Here is a 21,463-nt window from a genome sequence, read left to right as displayed (position 1 = left end):
TGGCCCTCGATGCGGGCCCGCCGGCCCCCGGTGTTAGCATCCGCCATGCTCATGAAAGCTGACCCGACCCCCAACGCTCCCGCGGCCGAGGCCGATGCCGGCATCCCCGTGTCGGTCAAGATCCGCGAACGCGTGCTGGCCGCGCGCAAGCGCTTCCACTCCAACGACAACATCGCCGAGTTCGTCGAGCCCGGCGAACTCGAGGCGCTGCTGGACGAGGTCGAGTCGAAGATGCAGGCGGTCCTGGACAGCCTGGTGATCGACACCTCCAACGACCACAACACCGCCGACACCGCGCGGCGCGTCGCCAAGATGTACGTCAACGAGGTGTTCCGCGGCCGCTACGTGAAGGCGCCGAGCATCACCGAGTTCCCGAACGCCGAGCACCTGAACGAGCTGATGATCGTCGGCCCGATCACCGTGCGCTCGGCCTGCAGCCACCACTTCTGCCCGGTGATCGGCCGCATCTGGATCGGCGTGATGCCCAACGAGCACACCAACGTGATCGGCCTGTCCAAGTACGCCCGGCTGGCGGAGTGGGTGATGGGCCGCCCCCAGATCCAGGAGGAGGCCGTGGTGCAGCTGGCCGACCTGATCATGGAGAAGACCCAGCCCGACGGCCTGGCCATCGTGATGGAGGCCAGCCACTACTGCATGGCATGGCGCGGCGTGAAGGACATGGACAGCCGCATGATCAACTCGGTCATGCGCGGCGTGTTCCTCAAGGACCCCGCCCTGCGCCGCGAATTCCTCGCGCTGATCCCCAAGTCCTGAAGCCCGCGAGTCCCCCAGGGAGCCTGACATGCTGGTCCGCCTGCTCTATTGCAGCCGCGCCGTGGACACCAGTCCCGCCGCGATCGAATCCATCCTGGCGCAGTCGCGCCAGCACAACCCCGTGACCGGCATCACGGGCATCCTCTGCTACGGCGGGGGCATCTTCCTGCAGGCGATCGAGGGCGGCCGCATGCCGGTCTCGGAGCTGTTCGGCCACATCCAGAAGGACCCGCGCCACCAGGACGTGGCCCTGCTGCACTACGAGGAAATCAGCGAGCGCCGCTTCGGCGGCTGGACGATGGGCCAGGTCAACGTGAGCAAGGTGAACCACTCCATCCTCCTCAAGTACTCGGAGCGCCCGGAGCTGGACCCGTACGCGGTCTCGGGCCGCGTCTCGCTGGCGCTGCTCGAGGACCTGATGGCCACGGCCGCCATCTGCGGCCGGGCGTGAGCCGGCGGGCATGACCCGCATCCTCCTGGGCTGCGACTTCTCCAGCAGCCCCACGCGCCGCAAGCCGATCGTGCTGGCCCTGGGCCGGCGCAGCGGCGATGTCGTCCGCCTGGACCGGCTGCAGGCCCTGCCCACGCTGGACGATTTTGCGCAGTGGCTGGCGCAGCCCGGTGACTGGGTCGGCGGCTTCGACGTTCCCTTCGGCCTGCCGCGCGAGCTGGTGGAGCACCTCGGCTGGCCCACCGACTGGGCGGGCTGCATGGCGCACTATGCCGGCCTCACCCGCGCGCAGATCCGCGAGACCTTCGCCGCGTTCTGCGATGCCCGCCCCGCCGGCGGCAAGTTCGCCCATCGCGCCTTCGACCGGCGCGCCGGCTCCAGCCCCTCGATGAAATGGGTCAACCCGCCGGTGGCCTACATGCTGCACGCCGCGGTGCCGCTGCTGCTGCAGGCCGGGGTGGACCTGCCGGGCCTGCAGCCGGGCGACCCGCGCCGCGTGGCGCTGGAGGCCTACCCGGGCCTGCTGGCGCGCGAGGTGCTGGAGCGACGCAGCTACAAGAGCGACGACGCCGCCAAGCAGACGCCCGAGCGGCTGATCGCCCGCAAGGACCTCATCGCCGCCCTGGAGACCGGCCGCACCCGCCTCGGGCTGCGCCTGAAGCTCTCGCACGCGCAGCGTGACGCGCTGGTGGACGACGCCAGCGGCGACAGCCTCGACGCCACGCTGTGCCTGGTGCAGGCGGCATGGGCCGAGCGCGAGGGGCCGCCGGCCTGGGGGCTGCCCGCGGACCTCGACCCGCTTGAGGGCTGGATCGTCACGGCCTGACGGCTTGCCGGGGGACGCCCGGGCCTCAGGGGCTGAGCCGGCCGAACGCCACCAGCGCGTCGACGTCGGTGCGGTACAGCCGCAGCAGGGGCCCGGGCTCGAGCGCGCCCGCGCGTTCGAGCATCTTCTCCACCGGCAGCTTGATGCCGCTGACATGCAGCGTGATGCCGCGACCGGTCAGGTGCCGGCGAAGCTGGCCGAACACCTCGACGCCGGTGGCGTCGATGCGGTTGATCGGCTGCGCGAACAGGCACACGTGGCGCACGTCCGGGTGCGCCGCGAGGTGCTCCATCACCGTGCGCTCCAGCGACGAGGCCGAGGCGAAGTCCAGCGCGTCGTCCATGCGCAGGGCGTAGGTCTGGGGCGCGATCGGCGCGAGCTTCCACAGGTGCCGGTCCCGCAGGCTGCCGTCCGGGTGCAGGCCGACCTCGATGATGCGCGGGTGCAGGCGCTGGTGGAGGAAGTGGACCAGGCCCAGCCCCACGCCGGTGACCACGCCCCAGTAGATGCGCGGCGCCGAGGCGAGGGTGACGGCGAAGGTGATGCCCGCGGTCACCGCCTCCACGCGGTGCAGCCGCCACAGGTTCACGAACAGGCTAGGCCGGATCAGGCCGGCGACCGCGGTGACCACGATGGCGGCCAGTACCGCGTTGGGCACATGGTGCAGCGCCGGGGTGAGGAACAGGAGCACCAGCAGCACGATGACCGTGGCGCAGACCGTCGCCCAGCCCGTGCGCGCGCCGGCATGCAGCGTGATTGCGGAGCGCGAGAACGAGGTGCTGGTGGGGAAGGCGCCGGACAGCGCGGAAACCAGCTTGCCCACGCCCTGGCCGACCAGGTCCTGGTTGGCATCCCAGCGCAGGCCTTCCTTCTGGTTCTCGATCTTGGCGCTGGCGGCCATCTCCAGCGAGCTGACCAGGGCGATCACCAGCGCCGGCGCGAGCAGGGCGAGGAGGCTGTCCCACGCCGGCAGGCCCGGCCAGTAGAAGGCCGGGAAGCCCGCCGGCAGCGTGCCGATGACGGAGCCGCCGCGGGCCGCGTACCCCGTGGCGACGCTCAGGCCGGCGCTGGCCGCCAGGACCACGAGCGCCATGGGCAGGCGCGGCGCGAGGCGTTTGGCCGCCTCGAACAGCACCACGCTGGCCAGGCCGTAGCCCAGCGCCTCGAGGTCGAAGGCCGGCGACTGCAGCAGGCTGGACAGGGGCCCCTTGAGCCCGAGCAGGGCCGGCAGCTGGGACGCCATGATCAGGACCGCCGCGGCCTGGCTGAAGCCCGCCAGCACCGGCGAACTCACGAGGTTGAGGACCCACGCCGAGCCGCTTGCGCCCACCGCCAGCTGCATGACGCCCGCCAGCAGCGCGAGCCATACCGCCAGCGCCACCCACTGCGCCGACCCCGGCGGCGCCAGGCCGACCAGCGAGGCGCCCACCAGCACGCTGGTGAGGGCCGACGGACCGACCGACAGGCGCGTCGAGCGGCTGAAGAGTACGGCGGCCAGCATCGGCAGGAAGGTGGCGTACAGGCCGGTGACCAGGGGCATGCCAGCCAGGCCGGCGTAGGCGACCGATTGCGGGATCATGACCACGGCCACGGTCAGCGCCGCGACGAGCTCGCCGCGCAGGAGCGCGGCATCGGGACGTGGCCAGCGCAGGAACGGAAACCATGGCTCGAGCTTGGGCATGGGTCCCGAGCTTAACCGCGTCGCCGGGTGCACCCGCGGCCAGGCGGCATCGCTGCCGGCGGGCAGGGCGGCGGGCCGGTCCGGTGCAGCCTTGTCCTACGCCGGCTCGGGCGCCCGGCGCCGGCGCGCGGGCCGGTGGCGTGCCTACAGTGGCCGGGTCGCAGCAACACACGGGACACTGCCATGAACCATTCCCCCCGCACGGGCCGCCTGGCGGCGGCCACCCTGGCGGCGGCGGCCCTGCTGGCCGGTTGCGGCGAGCGCGAGGAGGGGCGCACCGTCGGCCAGCAGGTCGACTCGGCCCTGGGCCGCGCCGGCGAAGCGGCGGACGATGCGCGCACCAGCGTCATGGGGGCCGGCCGCGAGGCCCGCGAGGCCGCCTCGGCGGCCGGGGCGCGGATGGAGGACGCGCAGATCACGACCCGGGTCAAGGCCGGCCTGTCCGCCGACAAGGACCTGTCGGCCCTGCGCATCGATGTCGACACGCGCGAGGGCGTCGTCACCCTGTCGGGGTCGGCGCCGACGGCGGCGGCGCGGGCCCGCGCCGGCGAGATCGCCCGCAACGTCAGGGACGTGCGGTCGGTGAACAACCAGCTGCAGGTCAGGGCGGGCTGAGGCCCGCGGCGTGGCGGCCCTGCCGGCCCGGGTGGGCCGGCGGCTCAGCGCACGCCGCGCCGCTGCATCATGTCCTGGCCCATGGCGGCGAGGGCTGCCGCGTCCAGCCGCTCGCGGGCGGCCGGGTAGGCCACGCGGTCCTCCGCGACGATGTGGTCGGCGTACAGCGCCGCGAAGGCCTCCAGCGATGCGCCCTGGGCGGCGTCCAGCGTGGCGAGGGTCCCGCCGGCGAGCCCGGCGAGGACCTCGCGGGCATGGGCCCAGTCGGCCTCCATCCGCGCGTGGTCCTGCTGCAGCTGCCGCACCACGGCGGCGAGTTCCGGGTCGCCGGCGGCCAGCAGGGGCGGGAAGACATGGCGCTCCTCGTCCAGGTGGTGCTGGGGCGCGGCGAGGTCGAAGTAGCGCATGACGTCGCGCGCCGCCTGCCGGGCCTGCGCGTCGGCCCCGTGCGCGGCGACATGGGCGCGCAGGCGCTCGAGCAGGCGCAGCATGCGCTGCACGCGCTCATGGCACGCGTCCAGCATCTCGAAGGGTTGCTCGAACGCGGCGGAGGGCGACAGCGTCATCCGCAGCTGCCCAGGTGGCCGCACTGGCTGCACCAGTCGCAGCCGTCCTTGCGGATCATGGCGTGGGCGCCGCACTCGGGGCACTTGCGTCCGGCGATCACGCCGTCCTGCGCGCCGGGGGCGGGCGCCGCGTCCGGCGTGGCCAGCGAGGGCACGGCCTGGCCGTTGCGGTGGGCGATGATGTTCTGCACCGCCCAGGCGATGGCGGCCACCTCGGAGTCGTGCCACAGCGGCACCTGGGCGCCGTCGGCGCGGGTGTAGGTGCCCAGGCGCACCGGTCCGCGGTCCCAGGCGACCTTGCGCATGTCGGCCAGCGCCCGGTCCAGGAAGCCGCCGCGCGCGGCCAGCGAGAGCAGGCGCATGCTGGCGGTGATCCACTGCTGCGATTCGCCGCTCTGGCCCACCGGCATGAAGAACTCGATGGCGCGCTCGCGGCCATCGCCCACCGGCAGGAAGGACACCACGATGTACAGCGTCTGTCGGCCCTGCTGGGTCCAGTACTCGACCTTCTCGGCCACCGCGGGCAGGGCGCCGCGCGGGCGGCTGCCGATCATGCTGCGCATCGGGTCCGGGCCCTCGTCGGCCGCGGCGGGCTTGGAGGCGGCGGCCGGCGCGTCGGTGGTGAGCACCGCGCCCAGGATGTCATTGGGACGGTAGGTGGCCAGGCCCTTCAGCCGTGCCTGCCAGGCCTGGCGGTACAGGTCCTTGAAGTCCTCGTAGGGGTAGTCGGCCGGCACGTTCACCGTCTTGGAGATGGCGGTGTCCACATAGGGCTGGACCGCGGCCATCATGGCCAGGTGCTGCGCCGCGGGCATCTCCAGCGCGGTGACGAAGCTGGCGGGCAGCGGCGCATCGGCGCCGGCGAGCGCGTGGAACAGGCGCCAGGCGTGGTCCTCGACGCGGTACTCGGAGGTGGAGCCGTCGGCCTCGCGCTTGCGGCGGGTGTAGGTCCAGGAGAAGGCCGGCTCGATGCCGTTGGAGGCGTTGTCGGCGAATGCCAGGCTCACCGTGCCGGTGGGCGCGATCGACAGCAGGTGGCTGTTGCGGATGCCGTGCGCGCGGATCTGCGCCTTCAGGCCGTCGTCCAGGCGGCTGGCGAAGCTGCCCTCGCGCAGGTAGCCGTCGGCGTCGAAGGCGGGGAAGGCACCCTTCTCGCGCGCCAGCTCGATCGAGGCCGCATAGGCCGCGTCGCGCAGGCTGCGCGCGATGCGCACCGCCATGTCGCGGCCCTCCTCGGCGTCATAGCGCACGCCCAGCATGGCCAGGGCATCGCCCAGGCCGGTGAAGCCCACGCCGATGCGGCGCTTGGCCATGGCCTCGTCGCGCTGCGGGTCCAGGGGCCACCAGGTGAGGTCCAGCACGTTGTCCAGGGCGCGCACCTGCACCGCGACGGCCTGGGTGAAGGCGGTGAAGTCGAAGGCCGCCAGGCCGCCCATGCCGAAGGGATTGCGCACGAAGCGCGGCAGGATGATGGGGCCGAGGTCGCAGCAGCCGTAGGAGGGCAGGGGCTGCTCGCCGCAGGGGTTGGTGGCGGCGATGGTTTCGCAGTAGCCCAGGTTGTTGTCGCGGTTGATGGTGTCGGGGAACAGGATGCCGGGTTCGGCGAAGTCGTAGGTCGACTTCATGACCTTCTCCCACAGCTCGCGGGCGCGCACCGTGCGGTAGACCCACAGGCCGTCGGCGCGCTGGTGGGCGCCCGCCTGCAGCAGGCCCGGGCCGGGGGCGGCGCGGTGCACCAGCTGCCAGTCGGCGTCGGCGTCGAGGGCGCGCATGAAGGCGTCGGTCACGGCCACCGAGACGTTGAAGTTGTTCCAGCGCCCGGGGGTGCGCTTGGCGACGATGAAGTCCTGCACGTCGGGGTGGTCGATGCGCAGCACGCCCATCTGGGCGCCGCGGCGCGAACCGGCGCTCTCGACGGTGGCGCAGGAGCGGTCGAAGACGTCGATGTAGCTGCACGGGCCCGAGGCCAGCGAGGCGGTGGCGCGCACCCGCGCGCCGGTGGGGCGGATGCGGGAGAAGTCGTAGCCGACGCCGCCGCCGCGGCGCATGGTCTCGGCGGCCTCGCGCAGCGCCTCGTAGATGCCGGGGTAGCCCTCGTCGTCCACGCCCTGGATGCAGTCGCCCACGGGCTGCACGAAGCAGTTGATCAGGGTGGCCTGCAGGTCGGTGCCGGCGGCGCTCATGATGCGGCCCGCGCCGATCGCGCCGGCTCGCAGGTTGGCCAGGAAGCGCGCCTGCCAGGTCTCGCGCAGCGGCTCGGCCTCGACGCTGGCCAGGGCGCGGGCCACGCGCTCGAAGACTTCCTGCTCGCCCTTCTCGTCCCCCTTGCAGTACTTCTCTCGCAGCACGTCCTCGCTGATCGGTTGAGGGGGCAGTGCTGCGTCGCGCTTCATGGGGGCTCCGGTCAGTGAAAAGTGATTAGGGTTTCCATTGAGCCATCGCCCGGCCGGATTGAACAGGATTAATTCCGGCAGGCGATGAGGTTGTGGGCAAATCGCAGCTTGACAAGCGCGCCGGGACTGAGTGCGAACGGGTAGGCGTCCTCCTGGCCGAGGCTGCGGTTCAGGCTGTTCACCAGGAGCGTGAGCGGGACCCAGGCGGCCACCAGGGCGTCGAAGTCGACGGGGCCGGCCTCGAACGGGTCCGGCGCCGGGTCGTCCGCGGCGTCGGCACCGGGCACCGAGACGCGGGTCGCGAAGGAGGCGGCCGTCTCCAGCAGGTCCACCATGTGCAGGTAGTGTGCCCAGGTCTCGGCCCAGTCCTCCCAGGGGTGGGCGGTGGCGTAGGCGCTGACGAAGCCCTGCGGCCAGTCGGCCGGCGCGCCGCGGGCATGGTGCCGCGCCAGGGCCTGGCCGTAGTCGGCGCGCTCGTCGCCGAAGGCGCGGCGGAACGCGTCATGGCGGCCGGCCTGATCGACCAGACGGTCCCAGAAGTAGTGGCCCGACTCGTGCCGCAGGTGGCCCAGCAGCGTGCGGTAGGCCTCGTGCAGCGCGACGCGCCGGCGCATGCGCTCGGCGTCGTCGGCCTCCGCCACGTTGAGCGTGATCACGCCGCCGGCGTGGCCGGTGAGGACCGGCTCGCCCGGCAGGTCCTGCTTGAACTCGTAGGCCGGCCCGTCCGCCTGCCCGCCCGGCGGCTCGGTGGCCACCAGGCGCAGGCGCGCCAGCGTGAAGAACAGCCGGCGCTTGGCGGCCTCGATGCGCTGCCAGCGCTCGAGGTTGGCCGAGTCCGCGAGGTCCGGCAACACCCGGGTCTGCCGGCACGACACGCACAGCGGGTTGGGGTCCTCCTGCGGTACCGCGAAGTTGCAGGCCCGCGTGCCCTCGCGGTGGAGGCAGTGGCGCCAGCGGCGGCCGTCGCGCCGGTGCCACAGGCCCGGCGCATCGCCTGCCGGCTCGATGGCGCACAGCTCCATGCGCCCGGGCAGGAAGGCGAGCGTGCTGCCGCACTGCAGGCACTGCGTGTTCTCGAAGTACAGCGCGTTGCCGCAGTGGTCGCAGCGGAAGATGCGCATGCGCCGGCGCCGGGGGCGTCAGGTCAGGAGGCGGGAGGCCGCACGATCAGGTTGTTGCGCACGTCCCGCACGCCCTTGGTGCTGCGGGCCAGCGCCTCGGCCTGGGTCCGCTCGGCCTGCGACTTGGCGAAGCCCGACAGGGCCACCGTGCCATTGAGCGTGTCGACGTTGATGGACATGCCTCCGGTGGTCTTGTCCTCGAGCAGCTTGGCCTTCACGCTGGCGGTGATGGCGGCGTCGTCGACGTAGGTGCCGACGGTGGACTGGCCGCGCATCACGGTGCAGCCGGTGGTGCCCAGGGCCAGCCCGGTCAGGGCAGCGAGCGCGAGCGCGCGCGCGTGCCGGTTCAGGGTGTTCTTCATGGGGTACTCCTTTCTTCGGGTGGGGGGACTCCGGAGCCGGCCCCGAAGGCTGCCGGTTCCGGCGTGGACAGGGCCGACATCAGCATCGCCGACAGCTGCGGCGAGCGCAGGGCCGCCAGCAGCAGCCCGGTGATGGAGACCAGCCGCCAGGGACGCGCCAGCACCAGGGCGGCGCCGGCGGCCAGCGAGAGGGCGAGCAGCTTGCCCGGGTGGCGGCGCGACCAGGCGGCGAGCAGGGGGCCGGCGATATCGGCGGCCTGGTGCGCGGGGTGCTGCTGCCACCAGGTCCGTGCGGCCGTCCGCACGCGCTGCCAGCGCGAGGCCGTGCCCCACGCCGCGCCGCTGTCGCCCGCGCGGCCGCGGCGCTGGTCGCAGGCTTCGTCGATGATCGCCAGCCGCGTGCGGGCCAGGCGTTCGCTCGCCGCGGTCATGGGCGGCCTTGCGCGCCGCGGCTCATGGCGACGACCCCAGCGTGCGCAGCGCGCGGGCGTCCGCATCGAGCTGCGCGCGCAGCTCGGCGAAGGCCGCCTGCGGCAGCTTGCGGCGCGCCTGGACGAAGGCCACCGCCGCCAGCGCCAGGGCCGTGCCCGGCGCCAGCAGCAGCATCCAGTGGAACCGGTCCAGCATCACGCCGACCATGGCGGCCGTGCCGGCGAGCACGAGGAAGGCGATGAAGGCCATCACCGCCACGGCCCAGGCGAGGGCGCGCCGGGCGACCTCGCCGCCGGTGGTGGCGGCCTCCTCGCGCGCGAGCGCGGCGTAGGCGGCCAGGTGGTCCACCAGCAGGTCGGGCCGCCGCACGAGCACGGAGAAGATCGGGTGGAGCATGGGGCCGGCCGGTGGTGTCAGTAGCGGCTGCCGCCCCGGCGCGTGGCCAGCAGGGCCGCCATCAACAGCGCGCCGAGCGCCGCCGCCAACAGCGCGGATTTCAGCGGCTGCTCGGCGACGTAGCGGCTGGTGGCGTCGGCATACAGGCCCACGCGCCGCTGCGCGGCATGGGCCGTGCCGGCCACGCCCTCGCGCAGGTCGCGCACGGCATGGGCGGCACGCTCCAGGGCCTGGGCCGCGAACTCGCGCGTGCCTTCCAGCATGCCGCTGCCGGTGGCGGCGGCTTCGTCGGCCAGCGAGCGCGCCGAGGCGGCGCGCGCGGCGGCGGGTGGGGGGCGGCGTGGGGTCATGGCGTGCTCCTCGAAGGCAGGGCGAAGGCTTGGGGGGCCGCAGGGGAGGGCGGCCGCTCCCGACAGCCTACGTTTCAAGGTCATCCATTGCCGATCGGCCGCCGGCTTGATCGGCCGTCGGCCTTCGGGCCGCTGCGCTGTAGGACGCGCTCAGTTCGCGGCGGGCGTGAACGCGCGCTCCGGGGGGCGGGCCGGCGCCTGCGGCAAGGTCGCCACCACGCGGGTGCCCTCGCCGGGCGCGGAGGTGACGGTCAGGCGGCCGCCGGCGGCCTCGACCCGGTGGCGCATGCCCGCCAGGCCGTGGGTGGAGGGGCGTACCGACGCGGCGTCGAAACCGGCGCCGTCGTCCCGCACGCAGACTTCCACCAGGTTGCCGTAGCCATGCACGCTGATGTCGACCTGCCGGGCGCGCGCGTACTTGGCGACGTTGGTGAGCGATTCCTGCACCAGTCGGTAGACGGTGAGGTCGCATGCCTCGTCCAGCCGCACGGACTCGAGGCTGGTGGCGACCTCGATGCCGTACTGCTCGCCGAACTCGCGCGCAAGGATCTCGAGCGAGGCGGTGAGCCCCAGGTTGGCCAGGGCCGAGGGGCGCAGGTCCTCGATGATGCGGCGCTTCAGGGCGATGCCCCGGTTCAGGGTGTCGACCAGGTGCTCCAGCCGCTGCGCCACCTCCGGCGAGCTCGCGCCCACGCGCGAGCGCAGGCGGGCCACGTCGAGCTTGGCGGCCGTGAGCAGGGCGCCGAGTTCGTCGTGCAGTTCGCGGGCGAGGTGGCCGCGCTCCTGCTCGCGCACCTGCTGCAGGTGGGTGGCGAGTTCGGCGAGCGAGGCGGTGCGCTCGCGCACCACCTGCTCGAGCTGGTCCCGCTCCAGCTGCAGCGCGCGCTGCTGGCGCTCGCCGGCATCCTCCAGCAGCCGGGTCTGCCGGCGGTACAGGTAGAACGCGACGAGCGCCACCAGCGTCACCACGGCGATGCCCAGGCGCCCGAGCAGCAGCGAGGTCTGGACCTGCGCCTGGCTGCCTTCCACCCGCGCGCTGGCCTGCGCGATCAGCTGCGTCGCGTTGGTGCGGATCGCGTCCATGTGCTGCTTGCCGACATCGGTCAGGAGCACGAATTTCCAGGCGTCCTCGTTGCCCTGCTGGCGCATGCGCACGGACAGCTCCATCTCCGCGAGCTTGCGCTGGGTGTCGGCGGTCATGGCCGCGACCCGCTGCGCCTCGGGGGCGCCCTCGGGGTAGGCTCGCGCGAGGACGGCCAGCGTCTCGCCCACCTCGCCCACCGCGGCGCTGTATGGGGCCAGGTAGCGCGCCTCGCCCGTGAGCAGGTAGCCGCGCGAGCCGGTCTCCGCATCGAGCATCTGCTGCAGCAGGCGATTGAGCGTGCTGCGCGTGTGGGCCGCCTGCGCGATCGCCTCCAGCGCCTGGCTGGATCGGCGGAAGCCGACCTCGTTGATGACGAGGAGCGCACCCACCGCCAGCACCGGCAGCAGCAGGCTCAGGGTCAGCCGCGAGATCCTGCGCCTGTCCATCGGAATGGCTCCATGTTCGACCCGTTGTGCATAAAATGAATTCGTTTGTCGGTCCGCGTGAACCCATTGTGGTTGACCTTGGGGCCGCGCATCAACAGGTGAGGAAAGAGGACGGACATGATCAAAGTCGGCATCGTGGATGACCACGCCATCGTGCGTTCGGGGTTGCGGCAGTTCTTCTCCGAGCAGGTGGACCTGCGCGTGGTGGGCGAGGCGGCGAGCGGGCGCGAGGCCATCGACCTGGTGCGCACGACCGAGCTCGACGTGCTGGTGATGGACCTGTCCATGCCGGGCCAGAGCGGCATCGATGCCCTGGGCATGATCCGCGCCAAGGCGCCGGACGTGGGCATCCTGATCCTCTCCGGGTACCCCGAGGAGCACTACGCCATGAACCTGATCCGCCAGGGCGCGAGTGGCTACCTGAACAAGGAGTGCGAGCCGATGGAGATCGTCAACGCGATCCGAACCATCGCCCTCGGCCGGCGCTACATCTCGCCCGCGGTGGCGGAACTGCTCGCGCAGCAACTCAATCGAAAGGAAGGGGGCGCACCCCACGAGCAGCTGTCCGAGCGCGAGTTCCAGGTCTTCCTGAAGCTGGCCAAGGGCGAGACCGCCGGAGACATCGCCAAGGCGCTGTCGCTGTCGGTCAAGACCGTGAGCACCTACCGCACCCGGCTCATGGAGAAGATGAGCCTGGCGTCCAACAGCGACCTGACCTACTACGCGCTCAAGAACAAGCTGATCGACTGAGCCGGCTCCGGGGCCTGCCGGACCGGCTTGCCGCCCCGCCGGAGGACATCGCCATGAAGACTGTTCTGGGCTCTGTCGTCGTACTTCTGGCCACCCTGATGGCTGCCGGGCTCATCGCGCTCGGCCAGCCCGGGGAGTTGGCGCTCCAGCTGTTCGGCCTGGGGCTGAGATGACCCGGAGCGGGCAGCGTGCCCGCCTCCTCGCCGCCGTGGTGGCCGGGGTCGCCGCCCTGGTCCTGCTCGCGGCCCTCCTGCCCTGGGAGCTGCCGCGCGGGCCGGTGGCCCGGCTCCTGGGCGAGCGGCTCGGTCGCCCGGTGGAGATCACCCGCCGCCTCGAGGTCGGCCTCGGCACCCGCCTGCATGTCCGCCTCGAGGGCCTCGTGGTCGGCAACCCCGATTGGGCCCGTGACCGGGACCTGCTGCGGGTGGAGGCCGCGCAGGTGCGCCTGCGGTGGCTGCCCCTGCTGCGCGGGCGCCTGGAGATCGAGCACGCCCGGCTGACCGGCCCCCGCCTGGGGCTGCAGTCGATGGCCGATGGCCGCCAGACCTGGCGGCTGGGGGCGCAGGGCACGCAGGGACCGATGCCGGTGCGGGTCGAAGCTTTGCAGGTGGATGGCGGCGAGGTGCATTTCCTCGCCCCCCATCTGGCCGCCGACCTGGTGGCCCGCCTGGCCACCGACGAGGGCGCTGGCGCCGCCGCCATGCCCCTGCGGTTCCGGGTCGAGGGCCGCTGGCGCGGCATGGCCTTCCAGGCCTCCGGCCGCACCGGCGGGATCCTGGCGCTGCAGTCGCGGCGCGACGGCGAGCCCTTCCCGATGGAGGTGGAGGCGCGGGCCGGGGCGACCAGCCTGCGCGCGAACGGGACGCTCGCCAGCCTCGCCGGCTTCGAGGGCAGCGACCTGCAGGTGCGGCTGCAGGGGCGCAACCTGGCCGACCTGTACCCGGTCGCCGGGCTGGTCCTGCCGGCCACGCCGCCCTACGTCGTGGCCGGCCGCCTCCAGCGCCAGGGCGTGCGCTGGTTCGCCACCGGCCTGGAGGGCCGCCTCGGCCGCTCCGACGTCACGGGCCGCCTCACCTTCGACGCCGGCATGCCAGTGCCCCGGCTGACGGGCGAGCTGGCCTCCCGCCAGCTGGATTTCGACGACCTCGCGCCGCTGGTGGGCCTGCGCTGGCCGCCGCGGCTGGAGCGGGTGCGCGCGCAGCGGGAGGACGGGCGCGTGCTCCCGCGGGTGCCCCTGGACACGCAGCGCCTGCGGGCCATGGATGCCGATGTCCGCTACACCGCGCGGCGGCTGGTGAACGTGCGCCAGCTGCCGCTGGACTGGGTGTCCGCGCTGGTGCGGCTGCAGGCCGGGGACCTGCTGCTCGACCCGCTGGAGGTCGGCGTGGCCGGCGGGCGCCTGGCGGGGCGGCTGCGGGTGGATGGCCGCGAGCCGCCCGCCACGCTCGAGGCGGACCTGCGCGCGCAGGACCTGCAACTGCCCCGGCTGCTGCCCGGCGAGCCGCTGACGCGGGCCAGCGCCGGCCAGCTGCAGGGGCGCATCCAGCTGTCCGGGCGCGGCGCCCACCTCGCGCAGATGCTGGGGCGTTCCGAGGGCGAGGTCTCGCTGCTGATGGGGCCGGGCCGCATCAGCAACCTGCTGCTGGAACTGGCAGGACTGGACGGGGCCGAGATCCTGGCCTTCCTCGGCGGCCGGGACCAGCAGGTCGGCCTGCGCTGCGCGGCCGCCGGCTTCGTGGTGCGCGAGGGCGTGATGGCGGCGCGCACGCTGGTGCTGGACACCACGGACACCGTGATCTGGGGCGAGGGCCGCATCAGCCTGGCCGACGAGACCCTGGCGTTGACGTTCCGGCCCCGGCCCAAGGACCCGAGCTTCCTCACCCTGCGCTCCCCCCTGGTGCTCACGGGCACCCTGGGCCGGCCGCAGGCCGGGGTCGACGCGGGTGCCGTCGCGGCCCGGGCGGGGGTGGCCCTGGCGCTGGGTGCGATCAACCCGCTGCTCGGCCTGGCGGCCACGGTGGAGACCGGCCCGGGCAAGGACGTGGACTGCGCCGCCGTGCTGCGGCAGGCCGCGGCGCCGGCCGCGGCGGCGCCCGCTTCAGGCGGCCGGCGCTGAGCCGCACACCGGGCAGCCGGCGTCGCGCGGCACCCGGATCTCGTTCCACTCCATGCGCAGGCCGTCGAGCATCAGCAGGCGGCCGGTCATGGGCGTGCCGGCGTGCGCCAGCAGCTTGAGCGCCTCGGCGGCCTGCAGGCTGCCGATCACCCCCACCAGCGGCGCGAACACGCCCATCGTGGCGCAGCGCGTCTCCTCGAAGGCCTGCTGCGGCGGGAACATGCAGGCGTAGCAGGGGGCGGCGGCGTCGCGCGGGTCGAACACGGCCAGCTGGCCGTCGAAGCGGATGGCCGCGCCCGAGACCAGGGGCACGCGGTGGCGCACGCAGGCGGCGTTGATGGCGTGGCGGGTGCTGAAGTTGTCGGTGCAATCGAGCACCACCTGGGCCTGCGGCACGAGTTCGTCGAGCAGCGCGGCGTCGGCGCGGCGGGCCACGGCCTGGACCTCGATGCCGGGGTTGAGCGCGGCGATCGCGGTGCGCGCGGACTGCACCTTGGGCTGGCCGATGCGGTCCATGCTGTGGGCGATCTGCCGTTGCAGGTTGGTGAGGTCCACCACGTCGGCGTCGACCAGGGTGAGGTGGCCCACGCCGGCGCTGGCCAGGAACAGGGCCGCCGGCGAGCCCAGGCCGCCGGCGCCGATCACCAGCGCGCGGGCGGCCGTGATGCGCTCCTGGCCCTCGACGCCCACCTCCTCCAGCAGGATATGGCGCGAGTAGCGCAGCAGGTCGTCGTCGGTCATGGGGCGTGCGGGCGCGTGTGGGAGCGGGGCCAATGGAAAGGGCCGGCCCTCTCGCGAAGGCCGGCCCTGCCGAGCATACCGGACGATCAGTTTTCCTTTTTCTCGTCCTTGCGCTCGATGACCTGGGTCTTGCTCACGATCACCGGGCGGCCCTTGAGCTGGTTGAGGGCCTGGGCGAGCTGGAAGTCCTTGTCGCTGCCGAATTCGGGCACCTTGAGGCGTTCGGACGGCGGCTTCAGCGCCTCGAGTTCGGCCTTCTTGCGGGCCTCCTCGCGCAGCTTCTCGAGCGCCGCGTCCTTCTGCTCGGCGGACTGGCCGGAGGTCAGGTGCTTGTCGAGGTCGGCCTCGCGGGTGCGCAGGGCGGCGAAGATGTTGCCCTCCGGGCTCTCGTCGACCAGGACGTCGGGGACGATGCCGCGGGCCTGGATGGACTTGCCGCTGGGGGTGTAGTAGCGGGCCGTGGTGATCTTCAGCGCGGTATCGGGGCCGAGCGGGCGCACGGTCTGCACCGAGCCCTTGCCGAAGGTCTGGCTGCCCAGGATGGTGGCACGCTTGTGGTCCTGCAGGGCGCCGGCCACGATCTCGCTGGCCGAGGCCGAGCCTTCGTTGACCAGGACCACCAGGGGCACGGACTTGAGGGCGGCGGGCAGGCGGCGCAGCGGGTCATTGCCGGGGCGGCGCTGGTAGAACTCCGGCGCAGCCTTGTAGGTGAACTTGCTCTCGGCCAGCTGGCCGTTGGTGGAGACCACCGGCACGCCCTCGGGCAGGAAGGCGGCGGACACGGCGACGGCGGCATCGAGCAGGCCGCCCGGGTCGTTGCGCAGGTCCAGCACCAGGCCCTTGAGGTTGGGCTCGGCCTTGTAGACCTCCTCGACCTTGCGCACGAAGTCCTCGACGGTGCGCTCCTGGAACTGGGACAGGCGGATCCAGCCGTAACCCGGCTCGACCACCTTGCCCTTGACCGAGACGGTCTTGATTTCCTCGCGGGTGATGGTGACCGGGAAGGTGCGGTTTTCGTCCTTGCGGAAGATGGTCAGGGTCACCTTGGTGTTCGGCTCGCCGCGCATGCGCTTGACGGCCTCGTTCAGGGACAGGCCCTTGACCGCGGTGTCGTCGACCTTGGTGATCAGGTCACCGGGCTGCAGGCCGGCGCGGAAGGCGGGCGAGCCCTCGATCGGGGAGACCACCTTGACCACGCCGTCTTCCTGGGTGATCTCGATGCCCACGCCGACGAAGCGGCCCGAGGTGCCCTCGCGGAATTCCTTGAAGGACTTCTTGTCGAAATACTGGGAGTGCGGGTCGAGGCTGGCGACCATGCCGGAGATGGCGTCGGTGATCAGCTTCTTCTCGTCGACCGGCTCGACGTAATCGGTCTTGACCATGCCGAACACCGCGGCGAGCTGCTGCAGCTCCTCCAGGGGCAGGGGGGCCAAGGAGCCGCGGGCCACGGTCTGCAGCGAGACCGTGGTGAGCGCGCCGGCGAGCGCGCCCACGGAAATCCAACCGGCGATCTTGAGTTTCTGGCTCATGGGAAAGGCGTGTCCTCTGGGCGGGCAATATACACCCGCGATGAGCGTCAGACGCCGCTGGCGTCGAGTGGTTCCCCTGCCGACGCTGGTATTACCAGGGCAAAAAAATGCCCGGGTCTGGCGGCCGTCGGGGGCCGTCTGATCCCGGGCAAACCCACAAGGAGGAGACTAGGGAGAACCGATGGCTCCAGTCTGGACGCCGCCGGCCCCGTCCGCCTAGGGATGTAGGCAGTGCCTCCTTAGGGATTCGGCTTAGGCCTTGCCCTGGCTGGCCACGGCCGCGGCGGCCCTGGCGGCGGCCTCGGCGTCGCCCAGGTAGTAGTGGCGGATCGGCTTGAGGGACGCGTCCAGCTCGTAGACCAGGGGGATGCCGTTGGGGATGTTCAGGCCGACGATGTCCGAGTCGGAGATGCCGTCCAGGTACTTGACCAGGGCGCGGATCGAGTTGCCGTGGGCGGCCACCACGATGCGCTTGCCGGACTTGATGGCAGGCGCCATGTGCTCGTTCCAGAACGGCAGGACGCGGGCCACGGTGTCCTTCAGGCACTCGGTCAGCGGCACCTCGTGGGCCGCCAGGCCGGCGTAGCGCACGTCGCCGCGCTCACAGCGCGGGTCGGTCGGCTCCAGGGCCGGCGGCGGGGTGTCGTAGCTGCGGCGCCAGACCAGCACCTGGTCGTCGCCGTACTGCTTGGCCATGTCGGCCTTGTTCAGGCCCTGCAGGGCGCCGTAGTGGCGCTCGTTCAGGCGCCAGGAGTGGACCACCGGCAGCCAGGTGCGATCGAGTTCGTCCAGGGTGTGCCACAGGGTGCGGGTGGCGCGCTTGAGGACGCTCGTGTAGCACAGGTCGAAGTCGTAGCCCTCGGCGCGCAGCAGGCGGCCGGCGGACTTGGCCTGCTCGACGCCGGTGGGCGTGAGGTCCACGTCGGTCCAGCCGGTGAAGCGGTTTTCGAGGTTCCAGGTCGATTCGCCGTGGCGAATCAGCACGAGTTTGTACATGGGCAAGCGCCTGTTCAATGGAGGGAAAGAGCCGAGATTTTAAAATCGCGGGCTGACCAACCTTTGCAGGGAAGATTTCGTGAAGTTCCTGATCGACAACTGGGCGCTGATTTCGGTGGCGCTCCTCTCCGGCGGCATGCTGCTGTGGCCCGTCATCACCCGCGGCGGCGCCGGCGGCCTGGACCCCAACGCCGCAGTCCAACTGATCAACCGCGAGAAGGCGGTCGTGGTGGACGTGTGCGAGCCCCAGGAATTCGCCGCCGGCCACGTGGCCGGCGCGCGCAACGTGCCGCTGTCGCAGCTGCAGGCCCGCCTGCCCGAAGTCGCCAAGAACAAGACCGTCCCCCTGGTGCTGGTGTGCGGCACCGGCACGCGCGCCAAGGGCGCGGCGGGCATCGCCCGCGGCCTGGGCTACGAGAAGGCCCAGGTGCTGGCCGGCGGCCTGCGTGCCTGGCGCGAGGCCAACCTGCCCGTCGAGAAGGCCTGAGGGGGACGCCATGCAAGCCGTGAAGATGTACACGACGGCCGTGTGCCCCTACTGCATCCGCGCCAAGCAGGTCCTCAAGTCCAAGGGCGTCGAGCAGATCGAGGAGGTCCGCATCGACACCGACCCCGCCCAGCGGGACCACATGATGCAGATCACCGGCCGCCGCACCGTGCCGCAGATCTTCATCGGCGACACCCATGTCGGCGGCTGCGACGACCTGATCGCCCTGGACGGCCGCGGGGGCCTCGTCCCTCTGCTGCAGGGCGCCTGACATAATCGCCCGCTGCAAACCCCGTTCACAGCCCGTCCGGCTCGCCGGGCGGGCTGTTTCTACATAAAAGAAAGCAATCCATGGCCGACAACCAAGAACCCGTGTTCCAGATCCAGCGCGTCTACCTGAAGGAGGCCTCGCTCGAGCAGCCGAACTCGCCCGCGATCCTGCTGGAGCAGGAGCAGCCCACCGTCGACATCCAGCTGGGCGTGGAAGCCGGCCAGGCCGCCGAGGGCATGTTCGAAGTGGCCGTCACCGCCACCGTCACCACGAAGATCAAGGACCGCACCGTGTTCCTGGCCGAGTGCAAGCAGGCCGGCATCTTCGAGATCCGCAACATCGACGAATCCCAGATGGGCGCGATCATGGGCATCGCCTGCCCGCAGATCGTCTACCCCTACCTGCGCGCCAGCGTCGCCGACCTGATCACCCGCGCCGGCTTCCCGCCGGTGCACCTGGCCGAGATCAACTTCCAGGCCATGTACGAGCAGCAGCAGGCCGCCCAGCAAGGCTCCGGCATCATCACCCAGGCCTGATCGGCGTCCGGGCCGCCCCGCGATGAAGATCCTGGTCCTCGGCGCCGGCGCCTGGGGCACGGCCCTGGCGGTCAACGCCGCCGCCCACCACGACCTCACCCTGTGGCTGCGCGATCCCGCGCAGGCCGCGGCCCTGCGCGCCGACGGCGAGAACCGCCGCTACCTGCCCGGCGCGGCCCTGCCGCCGCGCCTGGCGGTGAGCGACGAGGCCGACGTGCCCGCGCTGGCGCGCCGGCATGACCTGGCCATCGTGGCCACGCCCATGGCCGGCCTGCGCGGCATGCTGTCGCAGCTGAAGGACGCCGGCGTGCCGGTGGCCTGGCTGTGCAAGGGCTTCGAGGCCGGCACCGGCCGCCTCGGCCACGAGATCCAGGCCGAGGTCGCGCCCCGCCTGCTGGGGGGCGCCCTGAGCGGTCCCAGCTTCGCCCAGGAAGTGGCGCGCGGGCAGCCCACCGCCCTGGTGGCGGCCAGCCGCCACGCCGCCGTGCGCGACGCGCTGGTGGCCGGCTTCCACAACCCCAGCCTGCGTGTCTACGCCAACGACGACCTGCCCGGCGTCGAGGTCGGCGGCGCGGTGAAGAACGTGCTGGCCATCGCCACCGGCCTGTGCGACGGCCTGGGCCTGGGGCTGAATGCCCGCGCCGCGCTGATCACCCGTGGCCTGGCTGAGATCACCCGCCTGGGCCTGGCGCTGGGCGCGCGCGCCGAGACCTTCATGGGCCTGTCCGGCCTGGGCGACCTGGTGCTCACCGCCACCGGTGACCTCAGTCGCAACCGCAAGGTGGGCCTGCTGCTGGCCGAGGGCAAGACCCTGGCGCAGGCAGTGGAGTCGCTCGGGCATGTGGCCGAGGGCGTGTACTGCGCCCGCACCGTGGTGCAGCGCGCCGCGCAGCTGGGGGTGGACATGCCGATCGCCAGCGCCGTGGTGGCCCTGCTCGATGGCCAGCTCACGCCGGCCCAGGGCCTGGCGGCCCTCATGGGCCGAGAGGCCCGGCCCGAGCATTGAGCCCCCGCGCCCGGATCAGCCCGTGACCTGCGCGAGCGCCTCGCGCAGGGGCTGCGGCCCGGCGGGCCTCACCACCCGGGCGACCTCCCGGCCGTCCTTCAGGAAGACCAGCGTGGGCCACAGCTTCACGCGGAAGGACCGGCCCAGGGGCTTGCCCTTTCCATCGGCCACCTTCATGTGGCGAAGACCCGGTTGTCCCGCGAGGGCCTGCGCGATGTGGGGCTGGGCGCCCTGGCACCAGCCGCACCAGTCCGCGCCGAACTCCAGGACCGTGGTGCCCGGCAGGGCGTCGACCGCCTCGCGGGCAGGCTCGTCCTCGGCGTACGAGGTGGGGAATGCGCTGTTCATGCGGGCATTCTGGCGCAGTGCGCGGGGGCAGGCGTCCCAGCGGCGACAATCCGGGGTAGAGGAATTTTCATGAGCGCCGTGATCCCGATCGTCGATGTCGAGTACGAGCAGCCGCAGGGTGACGCCTGCAGCACCAAGCACGCCTGGGCCCGCGTGCCGCCCGAGCCTTCGCAGGCCGAGCGCGCCGCTCTCAAGGACCGCATCCGCCGCCTGCTGAAGGAGCGCAATGCGGTGATGGTCTCGCACTACTACGTGCACCCCGACCTGCAGGACCTGGCCGAGGAAACCGGCGGCCTGGTCAGCGACTCGCTGGAGATGGCCCGCTTCGGCCGCAACCATCCGGCCCAGACCCTGGTGGTCTCGGGCGTGCGCTTCATGGGGGAGACGGCCAAGATCCTCTCGCCCGAGAAGCGGGTCCTGATGCCCGACCTGGACGCCACCTGCTCGCTGGACCTGGGCTGCCCGATCGACGAGTTCAGCGCCTTCTGCGATGCGCACCCGGACCGCACCGTGGTGGTTTATGCCAATACGAGCGCCGCGGTCAAGGCGCGCGCCGACTGGCTCGTCACCTCCAGCTGCGCGCTGGACATCGTGCGCGAGCTGCATGCCAAGGGCCACAAGATCCTGTGGGCCCCCGACCGCCACCTGGGCGGCTACATCCAGCGCGAGACCGGCGCCGACATGGTGTTCTGGAACGGCTCGTGCATCGTGCACGACGAGTTCAAGTCCTTCGAGCTGGAGGCCCTGATCAAGGAGCACCCGGGCGCCAAGGTGCTGGTGCACCCGGAGTCGCCCGCCGAGGTGGTGGCCCTGGCCGACGCCGTGGGCTCGACCTCCGCCATCCTGAAGGCGGCGCGCGAGCTGGACGCGCGCGAGTTCATCGTGGCCACCGACAACGGCATGATGCACAAGCTGCGCACGCTGAACCCCGGCAAGGTGTTCATCGAGGCGCCCACCGCCGGCAACAGCGCCACCTGCAAGAGCTGCGCGCACTGCCCCTGGATGGCCATGAACGGCCTGGCCGGCGTGGCCGAGGTGCTGGAGAAGGGCCTGAACGAGATCCAGGTCGACCCGGCGCTGATCGATCGCGCCCGACTGCCGATCGACCGGATGCTGGCCTTCACCGCCGCCCTCAAGGACGGCCGTCCGGCCGGCGCGCTGGTGCCCAACATCGGCGCGGCCTGAG

General features: G+C 72.3%; 24 protein-coding genes. 11 read left to right on the top strand and 13 right to left on the bottom strand.

The genetic code is table 11. The annotated features are described in order from the left end of the window. Positions 1–45 precede the first annotated feature (45 nt). From folE to ACFQZY_RS08810, 3 genes are read left to right on the top strand one after another with little or no spacing between them, the layout of a single operon-like run. On the top strand, positions 46–774 hold the full coding sequence (gene folE, locus ACFQZY_RS08820) for a GTP cyclohydrolase I (RefSeq protein ID WP_377415212.1): 729 nt from the start codon (positions 46–48) through the stop codon (positions 772–774). A 28-nt stretch (positions 775–802) separates the two neighbouring features. Then, complete coding sequence (locus ACFQZY_RS08815; RefSeq protein WP_377415209.1) at positions 803–1,225, top strand: BLUF domain-containing protein; 423 nt, start codon at positions 803–805, stop codon at positions 1,223–1,225. A 10-nt stretch (positions 1,226–1,235) separates the two neighbouring features. Then, a complete protein-coding gene (locus tag ACFQZY_RS08810) occupies positions 1,236–2,051 on the top strand; it encodes a DUF429 domain-containing protein (RefSeq protein WP_377415207.1) in 816 nt (271 codons plus the stop codon). Positions 2,052–2,076: 25 nt separating this feature from the next. Here ACFQZY_RS08810 and ACFQZY_RS08805 read toward each other — a convergent pair whose 3' ends face one another. Further along, positions 2,077–3,732: a SulP family inorganic anion transporter gene (locus tag ACFQZY_RS08805; protein ID WP_377415205.1), complete on the bottom strand. Its 1,656-nt coding sequence runs from the start codon at positions 3,730–3,732 to the stop codon at positions 2,077–2,079. Positions 3,733–3,915: 183 nt separating this feature from the next. Between ACFQZY_RS08805 and ACFQZY_RS08800 the strand changes: the two genes are divergently transcribed. Next, positions 3,916–4,347, top strand: coding sequence for a BON domain-containing protein (locus tag ACFQZY_RS08800; protein ID WP_377415203.1), 432 nt, complete (start codon positions 3,916–3,918; stop codon positions 4,345–4,347). 44 nt (positions 4,348–4,391) lie between these two features. Here ACFQZY_RS08800 and ACFQZY_RS08795 read toward each other — a convergent pair whose 3' ends face one another. The 8 genes from ACFQZY_RS08795 to ACFQZY_RS08760 all read right to left on the bottom strand — a co-directional run bounded on the left by ACFQZY_RS08795 (position 4,392) and on the right by ACFQZY_RS08760 (position 11,497). Beyond that, positions 4,392–4,913: a hemerythrin domain-containing protein gene (locus tag ACFQZY_RS08795; protein ID WP_377415200.1), complete on the bottom strand. Its 522-nt coding sequence runs from the start codon at positions 4,911–4,913 to the stop codon at positions 4,392–4,394. Further along, the gene (locus tag ACFQZY_RS08790; RefSeq protein ID WP_377415198.1) at positions 4,910–7,306 is read right to left on the bottom strand and encodes an adenosylcobalamin-dependent ribonucleoside-diphosphate reductase; all 2,397 of its coding nucleotides are present in this window, start codon (positions 7,304–7,306) and stop codon (positions 4,910–4,912) included. The genes ACFQZY_RS08795 and ACFQZY_RS08790 overlap by 4 nt, the downstream gene beginning before the upstream one ends. A 68-nt stretch (positions 7,307–7,374) precedes the next feature. Next, positions 7,375–8,427, bottom strand: a complete 1,053-nt coding sequence (locus ACFQZY_RS08785; protein ID WP_377415195.1) for a putative zinc-binding metallopeptidase — start codon at positions 8,425–8,427, stop codon at positions 7,375–7,377. Between the two features lie 23 nt (positions 8,428–8,450). Continuing rightward, on the bottom strand, positions 8,451–8,789 hold the full coding sequence (locus ACFQZY_RS08780) for a BON domain-containing protein (RefSeq protein WP_377415193.1): 339 nt from the start codon (positions 8,787–8,789) through the stop codon (positions 8,451–8,453). Then, positions 8,786–9,220, bottom strand: coding sequence for a hypothetical protein (locus tag ACFQZY_RS08775; protein ID WP_377415191.1), 435 nt, complete (start codon positions 9,218–9,220; stop codon positions 8,786–8,788). Before ACFQZY_RS08775 ends, ACFQZY_RS08780 begins: the two co-directional genes overlap by 4 nt. 22 nt (positions 9,221–9,242) lie before the next feature. Then, entirely contained in the window at positions 9,243–9,617 is a 375-nt protein-coding gene (locus ACFQZY_RS08770; protein WP_377415189.1) for a hypothetical protein, read from the bottom strand. 17 nt (positions 9,618–9,634) lie between these two features. Further along, on the bottom strand, positions 9,635–9,967 hold the full coding sequence (locus ACFQZY_RS08765) for a hypothetical protein (protein ID WP_377415187.1): 333 nt from the start codon (positions 9,965–9,967) through the stop codon (positions 9,635–9,637). Between the two features lie 150 nt (positions 9,968–10,117). Further along, positions 10,118–11,497: a CHASE3 domain-containing protein gene (locus tag ACFQZY_RS08760; RefSeq protein WP_377415185.1), complete on the bottom strand. Its 1,380-nt coding sequence runs from the start codon at positions 11,495–11,497 to the stop codon at positions 10,118–10,120. A gap of 117 nt (positions 11,498–11,614) precedes the next feature. Here ACFQZY_RS08760 and ACFQZY_RS08755 point away from each other — a divergent pair, with 117 nt between their 5' ends. Both ACFQZY_RS08755 and ACFQZY_RS08750 read left to right on the top strand, forming a co-directional pair. After that, positions 11,615–12,247, top strand: a complete 633-nt coding sequence (locus ACFQZY_RS08755) for a response regulator (RefSeq protein ID WP_377415183.1) — start codon at positions 11,615–11,617, stop codon at positions 12,245–12,247. Between the two features lie 169 nt (positions 12,248–12,416). Next, on the top strand, positions 12,417–14,363 hold the full coding sequence (locus ACFQZY_RS08750) for an AsmA family protein (RefSeq protein WP_377415181.1): 1,947 nt from the start codon (positions 12,417–12,419) through the stop codon (positions 14,361–14,363). On the opposite strand, the gene ACFQZY_RS08745 is transcribed toward ACFQZY_RS08750, so the two are convergent. The 3 genes from ACFQZY_RS08745 to gpmA form a co-directional block, all read right to left on the bottom strand. After that, positions 14,346–15,104 carry a HesA/MoeB/ThiF family protein gene (locus ACFQZY_RS08745; RefSeq protein WP_377415179.1) on the bottom strand — a complete coding sequence of 253 codons (759 nt, stop codon included), beginning with the start codon at positions 15,102–15,104 and terminating at the stop codon, positions 14,346–14,348. The two genes, ACFQZY_RS08750 and ACFQZY_RS08745, sit on opposite strands and share 18 nt — an antisense overlap. An 86-nt stretch (positions 15,105–15,190) precedes the next feature. Then, positions 15,191–16,633 (bottom strand): S41 family peptidase, encoded by a 1,443-nt coding sequence (locus tag ACFQZY_RS08740; RefSeq protein ID WP_377415177.1) that lies wholly within the window; start codon positions 16,631–16,633, stop codon positions 15,191–15,193. Positions 16,634–16,885: 252 nt separating this feature from the next. Next, complete coding sequence (gene gpmA / locus ACFQZY_RS08735; protein ID WP_377415174.1) at positions 16,886–17,629, bottom strand: 2,3-diphosphoglycerate-dependent phosphoglycerate mutase; 744 nt, start codon at positions 17,627–17,629, stop codon at positions 16,886–16,888. A gap of 79 nt (positions 17,630–17,708) precedes the next feature. Between gpmA and ACFQZY_RS08730 the strand changes: the two genes are divergently transcribed. The 4 genes from ACFQZY_RS08730 (at position 17,709) to ACFQZY_RS08715 (ending at position 19,929) form a co-directional block, all read left to right on the top strand. Then, positions 17,709–18,116, top strand: coding sequence for a rhodanese-like domain-containing protein (locus tag ACFQZY_RS08730; protein ID WP_377415172.1), 408 nt, complete (start codon positions 17,709–17,711; stop codon positions 18,114–18,116). Between the two features lie 10 nt (positions 18,117–18,126). After that, entirely contained in the window at positions 18,127–18,387 is a 261-nt protein-coding gene (gene grxC, locus ACFQZY_RS08725; protein ID WP_377415170.1) for a glutaredoxin 3, read from the top strand. A gap of 80 nt (positions 18,388–18,467) precedes the next feature. Beyond that, positions 18,468–18,923, top strand: a complete 456-nt coding sequence (gene secB / locus ACFQZY_RS08720; RefSeq protein ID WP_377415168.1) for a protein-export chaperone SecB — start codon at positions 18,468–18,470, stop codon at positions 18,921–18,923. Positions 18,924–18,945: 22 nt separating this feature from the next. Further along, a complete protein-coding gene (locus ACFQZY_RS08715; RefSeq protein WP_377415166.1) occupies positions 18,946–19,929 on the top strand; it encodes an NAD(P)H-dependent glycerol-3-phosphate dehydrogenase in 984 nt (327 codons plus the stop codon). Positions 19,930–19,944: 15 nt separating this feature from the next. Here ACFQZY_RS08715 and ACFQZY_RS08710 read toward each other — a convergent pair whose 3' ends face one another. Beyond that, a complete protein-coding gene (locus ACFQZY_RS08710) occupies positions 19,945–20,277 on the bottom strand; it encodes a thioredoxin family protein (RefSeq protein ID WP_377415164.1) in 333 nt (110 codons plus the stop codon). A gap of 69 nt (positions 20,278–20,346) precedes the next feature. On the opposite strand from ACFQZY_RS08710, the gene nadA reads away from it, so the two are divergent. Further along, a complete protein-coding gene (gene nadA, locus ACFQZY_RS08705) occupies positions 20,347–21,462 on the top strand; it encodes a quinolinate synthase NadA (RefSeq protein ID WP_377415161.1) in 1,116 nt (371 codons plus the stop codon). Position 21,463 lies beyond the last annotated feature (1 nt).

The organism is Ramlibacter sp. GCM10027632, from assembly GCF_042675325.1.
In the GTDB taxonomy this organism is placed as follows: Bacteria; Pseudomonadota; Gammaproteobacteria; order Burkholderiales; family Burkholderiaceae_C; genus Ramlibacter.
The sequence above is the reverse complement of the archived record's forward strand: the minus strand, read 5'-3'. Positions and strand labels throughout refer to the sequence as shown.

Excerpts from the sequence above, each read along its gene's own strand:
- folE (WP_377415212.1), top strand. The coding sequence starts at position 46 with ATGCTCATGAAAGCTGACCCGACCCCCAACGCTCCCGCGGCCGAGGCC.
- ACFQZY_RS08815 (WP_377415209.1), top strand. The coding sequence starts at position 803 with ATGCTGGTCCGCCTGCTCTATTGCAGCCGCGCCGTGGACACCAGTCCC.
- ACFQZY_RS08810 (WP_377415207.1), top strand. The coding sequence starts at position 1,236 with ATGACCCGCATCCTCCTGGGCTGCGACTTCTCCAGCAGCCCCACGCGC.
- ACFQZY_RS08805 (WP_377415205.1), bottom strand. The coding sequence starts at position 3,732 with ATGCCCAAGCTCGAGCCATGGTTTCCGTTCCTGCGCTGGCCACGTCCC.
- ACFQZY_RS08800 (WP_377415203.1), top strand. The coding sequence starts at position 3,916 with ATGAACCATTCCCCCCGCACGGGCCGCCTGGCGGCGGCCACCCTGGCG.
- ACFQZY_RS08795 (WP_377415200.1), bottom strand. The coding sequence starts at position 4,913 with ATGACGCTGTCGCCCTCCGCCGCGTTCGAGCAACCCTTCGAGATGCTG.
- ACFQZY_RS08790 (WP_377415198.1), bottom strand. The coding sequence starts at position 7,306 with ATGAAGCGCGACGCAGCACTGCCCCCTCAACCGATCAGCGAGGACGTG.
- ACFQZY_RS08785 (WP_377415195.1), bottom strand. The coding sequence starts at position 8,427 with ATGCGCATCTTCCGCTGCGACCACTGCGGCAACGCGCTGTACTTCGAG.
- ACFQZY_RS08780 (WP_377415193.1), bottom strand. The coding sequence starts at position 8,789 with ATGAAGAACACCCTGAACCGGCACGCGCGCGCGCTCGCGCTCGCTGCC.
- ACFQZY_RS08775 (WP_377415191.1), bottom strand. The coding sequence starts at position 9,220 with ATGACCGCGGCGAGCGAACGCCTGGCCCGCACGCGGCTGGCGATCATC.
- ACFQZY_RS08770 (WP_377415189.1), bottom strand. The coding sequence starts at position 9,617 with ATGCTCCACCCGATCTTCTCCGTGCTCGTGCGGCGGCCCGACCTGCTG.
- ACFQZY_RS08765 (WP_377415187.1), bottom strand. The coding sequence starts at position 9,967 with ATGACCCCACGCCGCCCCCCACCCGCCGCCGCGCGCGCCGCCTCGGCG.
- ACFQZY_RS08760 (WP_377415185.1), bottom strand. The coding sequence starts at position 11,497 with ATGGACAGGCGCAGGATCTCGCGGCTGACCCTGAGCCTGCTGCTGCCG.
- ACFQZY_RS08755 (WP_377415183.1), top strand. The coding sequence starts at position 11,615 with ATGATCAAAGTCGGCATCGTGGATGACCACGCCATCGTGCGTTCGGGG.
- ACFQZY_RS08750 (WP_377415181.1), top strand. The coding sequence starts at position 12,417 with ATGACCCGGAGCGGGCAGCGTGCCCGCCTCCTCGCCGCCGTGGTGGCC.
- ACFQZY_RS08745 (WP_377415179.1), bottom strand. The coding sequence starts at position 15,104 with ATGACCGACGACGACCTGCTGCGCTACTCGCGCCATATCCTGCTGGAG.
- ACFQZY_RS08740 (WP_377415177.1), bottom strand. The coding sequence starts at position 16,633 with ATGAGCCAGAAACTCAAGATCGCCGGTTGGATTTCCGTGGGCGCGCTC.
- gpmA (WP_377415174.1), bottom strand. The coding sequence starts at position 17,629 with ATGTACAAACTCGTGCTGATTCGCCACGGCGAATCGACCTGGAACCTC.
- grxC (WP_377415170.1), top strand. The coding sequence starts at position 18,127 with ATGCAAGCCGTGAAGATGTACACGACGGCCGTGTGCCCCTACTGCATC.
- secB (WP_377415168.1), top strand. The coding sequence starts at position 18,468 with ATGGCCGACAACCAAGAACCCGTGTTCCAGATCCAGCGCGTCTACCTG.
- ACFQZY_RS08715 (WP_377415166.1), top strand. The coding sequence starts at position 18,946 with ATGAAGATCCTGGTCCTCGGCGCCGGCGCCTGGGGCACGGCCCTGGCG.
- ACFQZY_RS08710 (WP_377415164.1), bottom strand. The coding sequence starts at position 20,277 with ATGAACAGCGCATTCCCCACCTCGTACGCCGAGGACGAGCCTGCCCGC.
- nadA (WP_377415161.1), top strand. The coding sequence starts at position 20,347 with ATGAGCGCCGTGATCCCGATCGTCGATGTCGAGTACGAGCAGCCGCAG.